The sequence below is a fragment of the Acetobacterium sp. K1/6 genome, from assembly GCF_034438075.1.
Lineage (GTDB): Bacteria > Bacillota > Clostridia > Eubacteriales > Eubacteriaceae > Acetobacterium > Acetobacterium carbinolicum.
Map to the genome: position 1 here is coordinate 70206 of NZ_JAXQGA010000006.1, position 15886 is coordinate 86091.

9 protein-coding genes are annotated in these 15886 nt (G+C 44.6%); 8 read left to right on the plus strand and 1 reads right to left on the minus strand.

Translation table 11 applies throughout. The features are described from left to right. Positions 1-103: 103 nt before the first annotated feature. A complete protein-coding gene (locus U2P91_RS07000) occupies positions 104-3532 on the plus strand; it encodes a pyruvate carboxylase (protein ID WP_111887746.1) in 3429 nt (1142 codons plus the stop codon). 80 nt (positions 3533-3612) lie between these two features. On the opposite strand, the gene U2P91_RS07005 is transcribed toward U2P91_RS07000, so the two are convergent. Beyond that, positions 3613-5952 (minus strand): Ig-like domain-containing protein, encoded by a 2340-nt coding sequence (locus U2P91_RS07005; protein WP_322519303.1) that lies wholly within the window; start codon positions 5950-5952, stop codon positions 3613-3615. A 544-nt stretch (positions 5953-6496) separates the two neighbouring features. Between U2P91_RS07005 and U2P91_RS07010 the strand changes: the two genes are divergently transcribed. The 7 genes from U2P91_RS07010 to U2P91_RS07040 all read left to right on the plus strand — a co-directional run bounded on the left by U2P91_RS07010 (position 6497) and on the right by U2P91_RS07040 (position 15702). Further along, positions 6497-6799, plus strand: coding sequence for an STAS domain-containing protein (locus tag U2P91_RS07010; protein WP_111887744.1), 303 nt, complete (start codon positions 6497-6499; stop codon positions 6797-6799). A gap of 10 nt (positions 6800-6809) precedes the next feature. Beyond that, entirely contained in the window at positions 6810-8531 is a 1722-nt protein-coding gene (locus U2P91_RS07015; RefSeq protein ID WP_111887743.1) for a GH3 auxin-responsive promoter family protein, read from the plus strand. After that, the gene (locus U2P91_RS07020; RefSeq protein ID WP_111887742.1) at positions 8528-10204 is read left to right on the plus strand and encodes a GH3 auxin-responsive promoter family protein; all 1677 of its coding nucleotides are present in this window, start codon (positions 8528-8530) and stop codon (positions 10202-10204) included. Before U2P91_RS07015 ends, U2P91_RS07020 begins: the two co-directional genes overlap by 4 nt. Positions 10205-10207: 3 nt before the next feature. Next, positions 10208-11947, plus strand: a complete 1740-nt coding sequence (locus U2P91_RS07025) for an ABC transporter ATP-binding protein (RefSeq protein WP_111887741.1) — start codon at positions 10208-10210, stop codon at positions 11945-11947. Further along, a complete protein-coding gene (locus tag U2P91_RS07030; RefSeq protein WP_111887740.1) occupies positions 11944-13716 on the plus strand; it encodes an ABC transporter ATP-binding protein in 1773 nt (590 codons plus the stop codon). The genes U2P91_RS07025 and U2P91_RS07030 overlap by 4 nt, the downstream gene beginning before the upstream one ends. 151 nt (positions 13717-13867) lie before the next feature. Continuing rightward, positions 13868-14791 (plus strand): ATP-grasp domain-containing protein, encoded by a 924-nt coding sequence (locus tag U2P91_RS07035; protein ID WP_111887739.1) that lies wholly within the window; start codon positions 13868-13870, stop codon positions 14789-14791. Continuing rightward, positions 14785-15702 (plus strand): ATP-grasp domain-containing protein, encoded by a 918-nt coding sequence (locus tag U2P91_RS07040; protein WP_111887738.1) that lies wholly within the window; start codon positions 14785-14787, stop codon positions 15700-15702. The genes U2P91_RS07035 and U2P91_RS07040 overlap by 7 nt, the downstream gene beginning before the upstream one ends. The last annotated feature ends 184 nt before the right edge of the window (positions 15703-15886 follow it).

The following is a 15886-nucleotide window of genomic DNA, read 5'->3' on the forward strand; positions in this document are numbered from 1 at the left end:
TAGCTTTAATAATGGCATACAATTTTATATAATAGTTACAATTATTTTTTTGGAGATGAGAATTGTTGATGCATAAAAATGCGTTCAGAAAGTAGAAGGAAAGATGAAAAAGTTTAATAAAGTATTAATCGCTAATCGAGGAGAAATTGCCATCCGGATCATTCGGGCCTGTCAGGAGCTTGGCATTCATACCGTGGCCATTTACGCGCAGGAAGATAAACTGTCTCTTTTTAGAACCAAGGCCGACGAGGCTTATCTGATTACTGGCACGAATGGTCCGGTGGAAGCTTATCTGGATATGGATAAAATCATCACCCTGGCCAAGAAAAAAGAGGTTGATGCGATTCATCCTGGTTACGGTTTTCTGGCTGAAAACCCGCTTTTTGCTAAACGCTGTGAAGAGGAAGGGATCGTCTTTATCGGACCAACGCACGAAATGATGGAAAAAATGGGTGACAAGATTCAATCGAAAATCGTCGCCAAAAGTGTGAAGGTCCCCACGATTCCCGGTGTTGAAAAACCAATCACCTCCGATTCGGAAGCCCTGGAGTTCGCACAGAAAGCCGGCTATCCGATCATTTTAAAAGCAGCTGCAGGCGGCGGTGGTCGGGGGATGCGAATCGTCCGGGACGAAAAAGATCTCTTAAAAGAGTTCCATTCAGCAACCAGTGAAGCAACCAAAGCCTTTGGTGATGGGACTATTTTTGTCGAAAAATATTTAGAAGAACCGAAACATATTGAAGTGCAGATTCTGGGTGACAACCATGGGAATGTGGTGCATCTTTTTGAACGGGATTGCTCGATTCAAAGACGACACCAGAAAATCGTTGAATTTACCCCCTCCTTAAGTATCAATGAAGAACAACGTCAGGCGATCTGTAAGGACGCCATTAAACTGGCTAAAGAAGTAAACTACCGTAATGCCGGGACCATTGAGTTTCTGGTCGATAAAAAAGGCGACCATTATTTTATCGAAATGAATCCTCGGATTCAGGTCGAACATACCGTTACTGAATTGGTCACCGGAATTGATCTGGTGCAGTCTCAAATTTTAATTGCCCAGGGCTTACCGCTCGACTCCGAAGAAATTGGTATTTCCAGTCAAGCGTCAATAGAGACGAGGGGAACAGCCATCCAATGTCGGATCACGACTGAAGATCCGAACAATCATTTTATGCCGGATACGGGCCGATTGGATGTTTATCGAACCGGTAGTGGTTTTGGGATTCGCCTCGACGGTGGCAATGGCTTTACTGGCGCAGTAATCACGCCCTATTATGACAGTTTGCTGGTCAAGAGTACCTCTTTTTCCAGAAACTTTGAAGATGCCCGTCGTAAAGCGCTGCGCGCGCTGAAAGAAATGACAATTGAAGGGGTTCAAACCAATAAGGATTTTCTCATCAACGTGCTTCAGCACCCCACCTTTATTGAAGGAAACTGTGACACCAAGTTCATTGATGATCACCCAGAACTGTTTGAGATTGAAGATCAGAAAAGTGAAGCGTCCAGTTTGCTCAAATACTTCGGGAATATTATTGTCAATGAAACCTTTGGAAATAAACCGGATTATGATGAGCCCTATATCCCGGCTATTCCGGTCGATACCGAATTTCGGGGTAGTAAACAGATCCTTGATGAGCAGGGGCCAGATGGTCTGGTAAAGTGGATCAAAGACCAGGAGAAACTGCTGCTGGTTGATACCACCTTCCGGGATGCCCATCAGTCTATCGCTGCCACCCGAGTACGAAGCCGGGATATGATCAAAATCGCCCGGGAAACCGCAGCCCTGGCACCGGATCTCTTTGCCCTGGAAATGTGGGGCGGCGCAACCTTTGATGTGGCCTACCGTTTCTTAAAAGAATCGCCCTGGCGACGGCTTGATGAACTGCGCAAGCGAGTTCCCAATATTTTGTTTCAGATGCTTTTGCGGGGTGCCAATGCTGTCGGTTACAAAAATTACCCAGATAACGTGATCCGCGCCTTTGTTCAGGAAGCGGCCAAAAGTGGGATTGACATTTTCCGTATTTTTGATTCACTCAACTGGATGGATGGGATGAAGATTTCCATTGAGGAGGTTTTAAAAACGGATAAGATTGCTGAAGTCAGCATCTGCTACACAGGGGATATTTTAGACACTTCGAGAACCAAATATAATCTCGATTACTATCTGAGAATGGCCCGGGAGATCGAAAAAACCGGAGCCCATATTCTGGCGATTAAAGATATGTCTGGTTTACTAAAACCGGGAGCCGCCTATAAGCTGGTAGAAGCCTTAAAACAGGAGGTTAGCCTACCCATCCATCTTCACACCCATGATACAACGGGTAATGGGGTGGCCACAGTGCTCTTTGGACAGATGGCCGGGGTCGATATTGCCGATGCAGCGCTAAACGGGCTCAGTGGTTTAACTTCTCAGCCGGCCCTGAACTCGATTGTGGCAGCCCTAAAAAATACCCCAAGAGATACGGGACTAAATGAAGATGAGCTCCAGATTTTATCGGATTATTGGGGCAGCACCCGTCAGGTTTATAGTAAGTTTGAATCTGAAATGAAATCCGGCTCCACTGAAATTTATAAGTTGGAAATACCGGGAGGTCAATACTCAAACCTTCGGGCCCAGGTGGAAAGTTTTGGTTTGGGCCATAAATTTCGGGAGGTTAAAGAGAAATACATGGAAGCGAACCTGATGCTGGGTGATATTGTCAAGGTGACACCCTCATCAAAAACGGTTGGTGATTTAGCCATCTTTATGGTTCAGAACAACTTAACCGCTGATAATATTAAAACAAAGGGAAAAGAACTATCTTATCCCGATTCGGTCGTTGATTTTTACAAGGGCATGATCGGACAGCCAGAAGGTGGATTTGATCCTGAGCTTCAAAAAATTGTCTTAAAGGGCATAGAACCGATCACAGTTCGTCCCGGGATTCTGCTTCCTGACGAAAATTTTGGTAAAATAAAAAAAGACTTCCATGAAGAGTTTGGTGTTGAACTGGACGATCGGGAAGTGTTAAGTGTTGCTCTATATCCCAAGGTAATGAAAGAATATATGGAATTCATTCAGGAATACGGTGATTACATGCGAATGGAAAGCCACGCCTTCTTCTACGGTTTAAAGGTCGGAGAAATCGTCGATGTGGAGGTATCCAAAGGAAAACGCTTTGTCATCAAATTAGTCAACATCGGCGTACCTAATGATGAGGGCATGTGCCCAGTACGATTTGAAGTGGATGGGTTCCGTCGTGAAATCTATGTTGAAGATAAGCGCAGCCTCTCGGCCAAGCAAAAGGTCACCATGCTAAAGGCTGATCCTAAAAACACTAAACAGATCGGCTCAGGTATTCCTGGAACTGTTCTAAAAGTATTGGTTAACGAAGGAGAAGACGTCAAAAAGAATCAGGCTCTGGTTATTGTTGAAGCCATGAAAATGGAAACCGAAATGGTCGCCAGCGAAGACGGCAAGGTCAAACGGATCTATGTATCGGATGGACAAAGCGTCGAGTCCGGCGAACTGATCGTCGAAATGGAATAAGAGACTCTATTATAATAGGAAGTTAATTAAAAAAGAAGTGATCACCATTATTTGGATGATCACTTCTTTTTTTAAATTTGCTATATCACGGTGAGTGAAACCGGGAGACTGACGGCGGTTACCGGCAGACAACCGGCTTTGGTATTAGTGATTTCGACATAGTAGTAGGTGGTTCCGGCCGGACTGGCGGTATCGGCCGCAAAGGTCTTATCAGTAGCACCATCAACTGCTTTGCCATCGGCATTGACGGCCACGGAGCTTTCAAACCACTGGTAGGTGAGGACACCGCCATCATTGACAGTGGCAGCTACTCTAAAAGAAGCTGTTGCTATCTCAGACTTAGGTGCGCCGAGGGCAGCCTGAGCAGTGCGGGTAGCCTGAGCCAAACTGGTTGCCACTGCGATGTCACTCAGTTGTGAAATACTGGTTGGTTGTTCCGTGATCGTTGGTATTTCAGCTAATGTTGTTACGATAACCGGTTCTGTTTCACCGGTTTCAGGATCGGCGGGATCAGGTGTTACTGGTAGGACAGCGGGATCGATACTGGTCACGACAGTACCCGCTAAGACGGTGACCGGATCAGCATTTTCAGAAGAGATCACACAGTTATAATAGACAGTACCCGGGGTTGCGGATGCCGGGGGATCATAAATTGGACCTGTAACCTCTGGTAGTGGGGTTTCGACATCACCGATGCGATAAGACCACTGGTAGGTTAAGGTCTTATCATCAGTAACATCAGCTTCCACAAAAACAGGAGCAGGATCTTCATTTAAATAAACACGTTGGGAGGATAGTTCCGAGCTGGCGGTAATTACCGGTTGGGCCAGGACCGTGAGGGTGATTAAGGCCTGGGTGTTATTCAGGTTGACATAGCCAGTAGGCATTACCAAAGTGCCGGTATAGATTGTTTCACCAATTTTTTTCGTGTCCACGGTATTGGGGGACCAGGTTACTGAACAGGGAAAAAGTTCACTGCCATAACCCTGGGCGATGACCACAACCGGCAGGGAGTAACTGCTGTCATAGGCAATGGTTTGTGCAATATTGTTATTGACGGTGTTGATGGTATTAATCATAGTCACAGCGGTGACATTGGTTTTGACTGTAATTTTACAGGTATCAGTTTTATTCCCATCCTGAGTTCGGGCAGTGATGGTGGTTTCGCCATTAGAAACTGGTGTGACCACCCCATTGGTGACGGTGGCAACCGCGTTATTAGACGTTTCCCAAATGATGGTTTGATTGGTCGCATTTTTGGGAAAAATAACGGTGTTCAGTTTTAAAGTATTACCCATAATCACATCTGCTTCAACCGGTGTTACCTGGATTGCTTCCACCGAAATATTTACAGGTGGGCTCGGTGGGGTTGGTGGGGTTGGGCTTGGCGGATTTGGTGGGGTTGGAGGGATAAACGGGGTATCGTGAATCGTATCAATGACCGACCCGGAATCGCTTGAACCGGAATACCAGGTGCCGCTGGACCCGCCAGAGGAACTACTATCGGCGACTCGGTTGGTATTGGTTGATACAGCTAATGAACCATTGGTATCACTGACAACCGGCTTGGTGGTAATATAAACGACCTCCGGGGTAACGGTCCCGGTAATGTACAGTACATCGTTGGTGGTGGCACTGGTAACACTGCCTTCACCGGTTATCTCAACCCGGGTTTCTGTGGCCAGAGAGGCAATTACGGCATTGTTGCCAAGTGTAATGCTGGTTCCTTCACCAGTAGTGGTTAACAACACGGTTCCCACATTGGCATTAAGGGTGAGAATAACCTTCGATTCAGCCACGATTTTATCAACCACCGCATTGGCTACAAGGGTTGATCCACCGGCATTGGTGCCGAATCCAATTAGTTTGGCTGGTGTGTTAAGAATAATGTCGCTGGCGCCCCGGGCCTGAATGTTTTCAATGGTACCATTTTCCTGGGTGGTGATGGATGTCCGGGCAGCGGCTTTCTCAACGTTTAGGGTCTTTACCTTACTTTGATTGTCAACAACGATGTTGGCCGCTGCTCTGGCGGTCAGCGTTTCAACGGTTGCTTCGCCAAGTAAAACAATTTTTACCCCGGGTTTCTCAAGAATGATGTTCTGGTAGGCGCCACCATCCAGGTAAATGGTGTCACCTCCTTTTACCAGTAATTCGCCTTGTACGGCTGCGTTGGTCAGCCGAATTTCGCCATCGGCAACCGCATCAGTAACGGTTAGATTACCGGTAAAGGTGGCATTTTCGATGTTGACATCAGAAACCTTAATCTCTCCGTTTTGATAGGTTGCTGTTTCGTTGTAGGTACCCGCCACGGTATAGTTTTTCATTTCGCTTCCTTCTTGGTTGCAGCTACGAACAAACAAAATGGCGGTCAGAAGAATTAGTAGGATGATAATAATGGAAATAATCGAGTTCTTTTTCATGACATTCCTTCCCTTTTCATTTATTTAATTTAAAATGTAATCATAAGTGCTCAGATTTGTTCTAAGTGTAATAATACTAGCACAAATTATGGTTGTTGTAAATAGCTTGTAACGAAGATGTAAAAGAAAATTGAATTTGTAAATAAAAACAGAACATCTTTCAACGATGCTTAGCAGATTCCCAAATACAGGGCTTTATTGGCTGAGATTATTTTTGAAAAGATCGCCTTTATGGATGCATTTTTTAAAGGATTAAACACGTGAATAACGATAAAGTATGCAATTGATTTGGATATAAATACAACTTTCGTATTTCGACTGGTTTTGTAATTGCGCATGGCAAATTATTGTGGTATGATCAATTAAAATTAAAAATTTGAAGGCATAAATGCCTTTAAAGCTAAACCGTCAAAGCGTTTTAACTGGGTTATGCCAAGAAAAGTCTCCTTTTATCAACAGGGCGACAATTTGGAACAATTCAGAATTATCGTTACAGATGAAAACAACAGATTGTTATAATTTTTAAAGAAGAAAGGGTATACGAATGAAAATTGAAGTAAAGCAAGAAAGTGATATTTTTCTAGTTGAACTAGAAGGCCGAATGGATACCAATACCTCCCCTGAGTTTCAAAAAGAAATGGAGCCGTATTATACTAAACAAGGATTTAAGATGATTCTGAATTTTGATAAGCTGGATTTTGTCAGCAGTGCCGGATTAAGAGTGTTACTGCTGATTCAAAAAAAATCCAAGGCACTTGATGGTAGTCTGGTGATTAAAAACGTCAAGCCGGAAATCCAGGAAGTATTTGATATGACCGGGTTTTCAGATATTTTGACCATCGAATAAGGGTGTGAAAATGGCGGGAAATAGTATGGCGGAAGAGCAGTTTAGGGCCATTTTTGGCGGCAACGATGATAAGAGTATTCCAGAACGTTTAAAGGAAATGCCCAATGAAAAATTAATTAAAAGTTTTTATTTTATCCAAAGTATTCCTGAGGCCACACAAATACGTGTGCTTCAGGATATTTTAAAATCTGCTCAGAATAGTGAGTTTGGCAGAAAAATGGGTTTTTCAGACATTAAAACCGTCGACGACTTTAGAAACAAGGTGCCAATATCGGATTATTCTCAGATTGAAGAAGAGCTGACACCGTTAAAAGCAGGTCAGGGAGACATTTTTTTTGACGGTCCAACAGCCAGTTTTGTTGCTACTAGCGGCTCCACTGGTGTACCTAAACTGATTCCTGAAAGTAAAAATGGGGAATGTGTCAAGGGTTTGGTTTCTCAGATTCGGGCCATCCTTTTATTAATGATGGCCCCGGAAGTAATGGCGCCGGGAAAAAAGGTATTGGCTATTGTTAACCCCTCGGAGTATGGCAAAACCGACGGAGGCATTCCGATTGGCTCCGCTTCTGGCCAGGCGGCCAAGGATATGCCAGTCGAGATGTTAAAAAAAATGGTGCTGCCACCGGCAATGATGATCGCGAAGGGACTGAGTAATGAGACAACCGATTACTTAACGATTCGCTATGCGTTGGCAGAAAAAAATCTGGTTGGTGTTGTTTGTAGCAATATTGCCCACTTTAATGTTTTACTAAAAAAAATGAATGCACAAGCCGACGATTTGCTAGAAGATATCAGAGAGGGTCAGATATCGTCAAAGATTTCCATTGATGCGGTACTGAGGGAAAAATTGGTTTCGGAATTATTGCCAAATCCGGAGCGGGCAGCAGAACTGGAAACAATTCTTAAAAACAAAAAGACCCTGGATGTGGCAATGATCTGGCCCGAGTTTGCGGTTGTGTCCTGCTGGATGTCAGCCAGTGCAGCAAAAATTGTGACCGATATCAAAAAGCACCTCCCTCAGTCGGTCAAATTCCTGGAATGGGGCTACGGCGCCAGTGAAGGAAAGTTTAATATACCAGATAAAGCCCAGGATCCAGCCGGATTACTTGCTCTTTTTGGTTATTTTTTTGAGTTTTTACCAGTCGGAGAAGTAACGAGTCAAACCCTTTTGGCCCACGAATTAAAAAAAGGTGGCTATTACGAACTGATCATTACCTCCTATTCGGGCTTGTACCGCTATAATATGAAAGATATCGTCCGAGTGACGGAGATGAATAATCAGATTCCCAGGCTTGTTTTTGTGTGCAAAGAATCGGAAAAGCTGGAGTTGGATCGCCTGAGTTTAAGGGTCTTTGAAATTGATGGGGCGATTGAGACAATTTCTAATTATTTAAATCAGGAGATCCGTTTTTATCAGATCTTATTGGATCGGGAGAATAAAAAGCTGATCTTTATTCTGGAACCCTATTCAGAGCGGTTTGATAGTGAGGTTTTTAGATTGAACTTGGAGAAACACCTGTTTAAGCTAAAGCCCAGCTATCAGCGATTAAGAGAATCATGCCACTTACGGGGAGTAGAAGTAATAATGGTGAGCGATGGTTACCGTGATTCGTTATTTTCCCGATCAATCATGCCCGGGAAGAATGTAAACCAAACAAAATTAAAAACCATTGTAACGGAATACCCTGATCGTAACAGCATTGCGGGTTGGGCAAAGGAAGGCGAAAAATGATAAAGATGATACCCAAACTGATTTATTCCCTTAATATTAAAAAAGGTTACAAAAAAATTGAGAATTTTGATCGTTTAACCGAAAATGCTCCGGAAATCAATAAACAATTGATGCTTGATATGATCGCTAAAAATGCCGACACCGAGTATGGAAGGCGCTATCACTTTGACCAGATTAAGACCATTGAAGACTATCAGAACACGGTGCCTTTTTCTATTTATGATGATTACGCCCCTTATATCGAACGAATGATAGCCGGAGAAAAGGATCTGTTGACTAAGGATAATATCATCCATTATGCCTTGACTTCCGGTAGTGTTGATAATCCCAAAAAGATCCCGGTTTCGGAACAAACGGTCGATCTTTACCGGGAATATGCCACCCAGTTCAGCTTTGCCATCATTGCCCGGGCATTGGGGAAAAAGTGGAAACGCGGTCGCGGACTAAACCTGATGGAAGTCAAATTTGAAACGCTGTCCAATGGTTTGTTTGCCGGGTCCATTTCAGGGCGGGGTGTTTACAGTATCAAAAACCTTTTGTTTTTGATGTTCACCTCACCTAAAGAAATTGTTTTTCCTACTGAAATAATGGACACCAAGTATGCGCACCTTCGTTTTGCACTGATGGAGCGAAATCTGTCCTATATTGTTTCTGCCTTTATGACTGGTATTTCTGACTTGATGAAATATATGGAAACAAATTGGGAAATGATCGTCGATGACATCGAAAAAGGCACCATCGATCCGGATATAAAAATTCCCGATGAGATCAAAGTTCAGTTATTGACCCAAATAAAGCCGAACCCCAAACGGGCGGCGGAACTGCGAGAAGAATTTAAAAAAGGTTTTGATACCCCCATTATTCCCAGAATCTGGCCCGAACTGGCTTTTGTCCACGCGATTGGTAGTGGAAGTTTTTCAGTCTATACGGATAAAATGCGTCACTATCTGGGGGATATTCCCATTTATTTCAGCGTTTATGCCGCATCAGAGTCAATTATGGCGATTTGTAACGAAATGGAAGCCCAGGAATTTGTCCTGATTCCCGACTCGGCCTTTTATGAATTTATCCCGGTGGATCAGGAAGAAGGGGAACAAACGCTGACTATGGAACAACTGGAAACCGGTAAGGATTATGAGATCGTGTTAACCAACACCTCTGGTTTTTACCGCTATCGGATCAAAGACGTGGTACGCGTGGTGGGCTGGTATAAAAAATGCCCCAAGATCAAATTTGTTTATCGACTCAATCAGATGGTCAGCATAGCTGGCGAAAAGACGACCGAAGAATGCGTTTCCTGGGCAGTTAAGGAATTTGCCAAGGCCACCGACTGCGAGCTGGTGGATTATTCGGTCTATGCCGATGTGGCGGTATCGCCGGGTCGCTATGTTATCTTTATTGAATTAGAAAAACCGCTGGCGAAGGGACAATATGAACAATATCGTCAAATCATGGAAGCGAAGTTAGGGACGGCCAACCCTTCGATTGGCTCCAAGGTCAAAAGTGGAATCTTGAGTCCTTCCGAAATTTCTTTTGTTCAGGAAGAAACCTATGCTCTTTATCGTGATCTGATGATTATGCGGGGGATTTCCGGGAATCAGTTAAAGCCGGTACGGGTGATTGACACGTTGGTCAAAGAGAACTTTTTCTTTGCCTTAGTGGATAAGGAGTAGCCGATGGTCAGTTTACTGTTACGGTATTTAAAAGATTACCGGCTCCAGATGATTCTGGTCTTTGTGTTTGTGCTCAGCCAGGCGGCGGCGCAACTTTATCTGCCTACAATGATGGGGGATATTATTGAAAATGGGGTGGCTCAGGGGGACACGCCTTATATTCTAAAAAGCGGCGCAATGATGCTGGCGGTTTCATTGGTGGCGGCGGTCTGTATGGTGGCATCAAGTTATTATTCAGCCTATGTCACCGCGTCCTTTACCAGTCGAATTCGGGCGGATGTGTTTGACAAGGTCAAGGATTTTTCCCAGACCGACTTCAATCAATTTGGCGCAGCTACTCTGCTGACCCGCTCCACCACCGATGCGACCCAGATGCAAATCGTTGTCATCAATGGGTTACGGTCATTACTACTGGTTCCAATTACCGGTGTTGGCGCTCTGGTGATGGCTTTTCGCGAAAATATTACTCTGACACTGTTGCTATTGGGATCGTTTCTGATCACGACGATTATTATTGGGCTAACTACGGCCCGAAGTATGCCCTTATTTAAGCTGATGCAGCAGAAAGTCGATCGGCTAAATCTTTTGATGAAAGAAAAACTCACCGGAGTCCGGACGATCCGAGCGTTTAACCGTCAGGATTATGAAACCGAGAAATTTGGTCAGGCCAACCAGGAAGGTATGCAAGCGGCTGTTAAAGCAAACTATGCAGTCGCTTTCTTTGCCCCGCTGATGCAACTGATGATGAACCTGACGATGGTGATCATTTTATGGCTAGGAGCCCAGGAGGTTCAGCAGCAAATTGTTACATTGGGTGGTTTGATGGTATTTATTCAATACGTTTTAATGTTTATGTCTGCTCTGGGTCTGGTTTCGGCTTTGCTTATGGCTTATCCCCAGGCGGCTGTTTCGGCGTCACGGGTTAAAGAGGTATTGGATTGCGACTTTTCCATTCAGGATAAAGAAAATCCGGTGATTCTTGAGAACATTGCGGGACGCATTGAATTTAGAGCGGTTTCTTTTGGCTATAGCGGTGCTGAAATAAATGTTCTGGAGCGACTCGATTTTGTTGCTGAACCAGGAAAAATAACCGCAATCGTCGGCGCTACCGGTTCGGGTAAAACCACGCTGGTCAATTTGATTATGCGGCTTTATGAGGTTAGTTCGGGTGCCATTGTAATTGATGGGGTCGATATTAGGGACTTAACCCAGCATGATCTGAGAAGCATTATTGCCTATGCGCCCCAGGAATCGGTGCTTTTTAGTGGAACCGTGTTGGAAAACATCCGGGTCGGCAAGGATCAGGCCACCGAGGCAGAGGTTATCGAAGCCTTATCGATTGCTCAGGCGCTTGACTTTATCAACGAACGGGAAGGCCAAGTGGCCAGCACGATTTCTCAGGGCGGCAAGGATCTCTCCGGAGGGCAGCGACAGCGCCTTAGTATCGCCCGAGCGGCAGTTAAGAAAGCCCCGATCACGATCTTTGATGATTGCTTTTCGGCGTTGGATTTTAAAACTGATTCTTTGGTTCGCAAAGCCATACGCGAAAAATTTGGTGATAAAACGGTGTTAATTGTCGCCCAACGGATCAGCACCATTAAACACGCCGATCAGATTCTGGTGCTGGATAATGGCGCCATTGTCGGTCAGGGTAAACATGAGGACCTGATCCGCGATTGCCGGGTTTATCAGGAAATTCTGAAATCCCAATCCTATAGCGATGGGAAGGAGGAATCACTGTGAAAACCAAAAAAAGAAAATACAGCTTTGGTGCTATTGGTAAGCGGCTGAGTCATTATTTAAAGGATAAAAAACATGTTATCTTTTTTGTGACGGTCGCACTGATTGCCAGTACCATCTTTGCAATTTTCGCACCGGTGGTGACCAAGGATATCACCGATAGCATCGCCGATAGTATTGCTAAAAATACCGATATTGATTTTTTATATATCGGGCAGCAGCTAATCATCCTGGCGGCGCTTTATATCTTAAGCGCCGGGTTTGCCTATTATGCCACCATGCGCACTACCTATTTGTCGCAATTGGCGATTAAGCGATTACGGGCCGATATTCAGGAAAAACTGAATAAACTGACGCTCAATGTCTTGGATCAGAGTGAACGGGGGGATTTGCTTTCCCGGGTCACCAATGATGCGACGACACTTTCGAGTGCACTGCAAAGCAATCTGACCCAGATACTGGTTCAGGCAACCAGTATTATCGGAATTATTGTGATGATGCTGGTGCTGAATGTGTCGTTGAGTCTGATCTTCTTTGTGGCGATTCCACTTTCTTATTTTGTCATGAAACTGATTACCAAAAAAACCCAGGTCCTTTTCAGACGACAGCAAAAAGAACTGGGTGCTTTGAATGGGCTGATTGAAGAGGTCTATGATGGTCATTTAATTGTCAAATCGTTTAATCATGAAGCAAAGTCAGCCGAAAAATTTGATGCGATCAATCAGCGGTTCTTTAAATCTTACCTGAGTTCCCGGTTTTATTCGGGATTGAGTTCACCCTTAATGAAGCTAATCAATAACCTGGCCTACATTGGTATCTGTGTGGTAGGCGGTATTTTTGTTATTACTGGAACGATGACCATTGGGACAATTCAGGCTTTTCTGATCTATGCCAATAATATTGCCAGCCCCACGGCTCTCATCTCTAATAATTTGAACTTTATTCAGGCCGGTGCAGCGGCTGCTGAGCGGATCTTTGAATTTCTGGATCGGGAAGAGGAACAGCTAGATCGAAGTACCGAAGTTCTTGATGTAGCCACTGCAAAAGGTCAAATTGAATTTAAAAATGTCGCGTTTGGCTATGTTCCCGAGCGGATTCTCTTTCATGATGTTTCGCTAACAGCAGAGCCTGGCGAAATTCTCGCAGTAGTGGGCCCCAGTGGTGCTGGTAAGACCACCCTGGTTAATTTGTTGATGCGTTTTTATGAGATTAATCAGGGCAGTATTTTGTTAGAAGGTCTCAATGTTAAGGCTCTTACTCGGCCGAACCTGCGCAGTGCTTTTGGCATGGTGCTCCAGGATACCTGGCTGTTTGATGGTACCATTGAAGAAAATATTGCTTATGGCAAAAGCGGGGCAACCCGGGACGATGTTATCGCGGCGGCAAAAAAAGCGCAGTGTGACGAATTTATTAGAAAACTGCCGCTGGGCTATGAGACCCGAATCGGCGGTGATTTTACCACCCTATCCGAGGGGGAATGCCAGCTTCTGGCCATTGCCCGAACGATTATTGCTGATCCCAAGGTATTAATTCTGGATGAGGCGACCTCGTCAGTGGATACCCGAACAGAAATTTTGATCACCCAGGCCATGGAAGCGATGATGAAGGGACGAACCACCTTTATCATCGCCCATCGGCTCTTTACGATCAAAAACGCCGATAAGATTATTTTTATGAAAGAAGGCGATATTAAAGAGGTCGGCAGTCATACCGAACTGATGAAGATGGGTGGTTTATACGCCAATTTATATTTAAGTGCATCAGATAATTAAAATTTCTGATAGATAAGTGGAATTACATATTTAACAAGGGGCGATCCGTGATGATCAAGGGGTCAGACCTTTGCCCGCACACTGCACAATTGCCAGTTCAATTTGCAAGAGACTTAAATTTAACGTAGATAGATAAAATTAGGAGGTTAGAATGAAAGGTTGGTTATTAAGAAATCCCGGAAAAATGGAAGATCCTTCAATTGTGAAAATTATGAAGGTGGTGGAAGAGTTACATGTTGACCTAACGGTGGTTGATCCGCTACAGATCCATGTGGTCTGTGACCATGACTTTGACGGAAAACTTTATGTCGGGGACGAAATCATGGCGGTACCGGATTATGTGGTGGCAGCCTTCTTTACTGAAAAAAACTACCATACCTCGGCAGCATTGCGAATGCTGGAATCATTGGGCGTACTCTGCATCAATTCGTATGATGCGATCAAAAATGTCGATGATAAGCTGCTGACCTTTCAGTTGGTGGCCGAGTCCATTGAAGCGGTTTGTTTTCCTAAAACCCTGCTGGTTACGGAATATACTGAAGCATCCTTTGTCAGTAAACTGTTTGATTATCCCGTGGTGATGAAGGTCATGCATGGCAGTAAGGGCAAAGGGGTGGTGCTGGTTAACAATGAAAAAGAACTGGATAACCTGATCAGTATGAGTACCGCCAGCGAAATCGGCGATGAAATTATTATTCAGGAGTGTATCAAAGCCTCCTCCGGTCGCGATCTACGGATGATTTTGGCCAACGGTAAGTTTGTCAAATCATTTATCCGTCAGAATGAACAGAGCTTTCGTTCCAATCTCGCCAAGGGCGGTCATATCGTCGAATATACTCCACCGGCTGCGGTGATTGAGGCCGCTGAAAGGGTTGCCCAGCTGCTTAAAATCAATATGGGCAGCGTCGATTTTCTCTTTGGCGAAAATGATACCTTCTATTTATGTGAAGCCAATGCCATGCCGGGAGTGGCCTTTGACATCAAAGTGATGTTTGCGGATTTAATGAAGCAGGTAAAAAACAGACCGGAACCGCTCTGGAAAAAACGCTTGCGAGAAGGTGAAAAAACATGCTAGGTTGGTTATTGGTTAATCATGAAACGCTGGCGGAACCGTCGATCCAGACGATTATTGCGCTGATTGAAAAGATGGGGGTCAATATCAGAACCGTGGATGTCAGTGAGGTTCAGGTGATGTGCGAACCGGGCGACAGTCTGCATTGTTTCATCGGCGGCGAAGCGGTAGAGGTGCCGGACTTTTCGCTGTCAGCCTTTTTCGGCGGCAATAACTATCATAGCAAGGCTGTTGTCAAAATGCTGGAATCCCTTAATGTACTTTGTGTCAATAGCTCTGAAAGTCTGAACAATACCGCTGACAAGCTGTTAACCTTTCAAAAACTGGGCGCCGCTGAGCAGGGCTTTTTATTCCCTAAAACGGTGCTGATGACCCCGAAAACAAAGCCGTCCTTTATTGCCAGTGAGCTGGGATTACCCTGTGTGGTTAAGGTGATGCACGGCAGCAAGGGCAAAGGCGTGGTTCTGATTAAGACCGAAAAAGAACTGGAAAACATTCTGGATCTTTATGCGGCCATGAATTTTGATGATCACATCCTGATTCAGGAGTGTATCGCCGCCTCAAAAGGGCGGGATATGCGGATTATGCTAAGCGGTGGAAAATTCTCAACCGCCTATATCCGCGACAATGGCGACAACTTTAAATCCAACCTTTCTCAGGGCGGTGATCTGCAATTTATTACCCCACCGGCTGAGGTGATTAACATCGCAGAACGAGCTGCCGCTGTGCTGGATATCTACTTTGGCAGTATCGATTTTCTCTTTGGTGAAAACGACACTTATTACATCTGTGAAGCCAACTCGATGACCGGGCTGACCTACTCTAAGGATGCCCTCAGTAATACCAAGAGCAATCCTTTATTGCTGACGCTTAAGAATATTATGGCAGAAGCGCAGAAGCGCAAGCAAAAATGATGTGGAAATAGCGATATAAGTTGCATTAGGTATTATAACAAGAGGTCGATCCGTGATGGTCAAGGGGTCTAGACTCTCGCCCGTACACTGAGCAATTGTCAGTTTAATTTATCTTTATAGAAGTAGTCGGTGGAGCCCTTGGGTTAGTTCTGACAATTTTTCAAAAGAATCATATGATTGATCA

Bases quoted from the DNA above. Each gene is read 5' to 3' on its own strand.
- U2P91_RS07000 (WP_111887746.1), top strand. From the start codon at position 104: ATGAAAAAGTTTAATAAAGTATTAATCGCTAATCGAGGAGAAATTGCC.
- U2P91_RS07005 (WP_322519303.1), bottom strand. From the start codon at position 5,952: ATGAAAAAGAACTCGATTATTTCCATTATTATCATCCTACTAATTCTT.
- U2P91_RS07010 (WP_111887744.1), top strand. From the start codon at position 6,497: ATGAAAATTGAAGTAAAGCAAGAAAGTGATATTTTTCTAGTTGAACTA.
- U2P91_RS07015 (WP_111887743.1), top strand. From the start codon at position 6,810: ATGGCGGGAAATAGTATGGCGGAAGAGCAGTTTAGGGCCATTTTTGGC.
- U2P91_RS07020 (WP_111887742.1), top strand. From the start codon at position 8,528: ATGATAAAGATGATACCCAAACTGATTTATTCCCTTAATATTAAAAAA.
- U2P91_RS07025 (WP_111887741.1), top strand. From the start codon at position 10,208: ATGGTCAGTTTACTGTTACGGTATTTAAAAGATTACCGGCTCCAGATG.
- U2P91_RS07035 (WP_111887739.1), top strand. From the start codon at position 13,868: ATGAAAGGTTGGTTATTAAGAAATCCCGGAAAAATGGAAGATCCTTCA.
- U2P91_RS07040 (WP_111887738.1), top strand. From the start codon at position 14,785: ATGCTAGGTTGGTTATTGGTTAATCATGAAACGCTGGCGGAACCGTCG.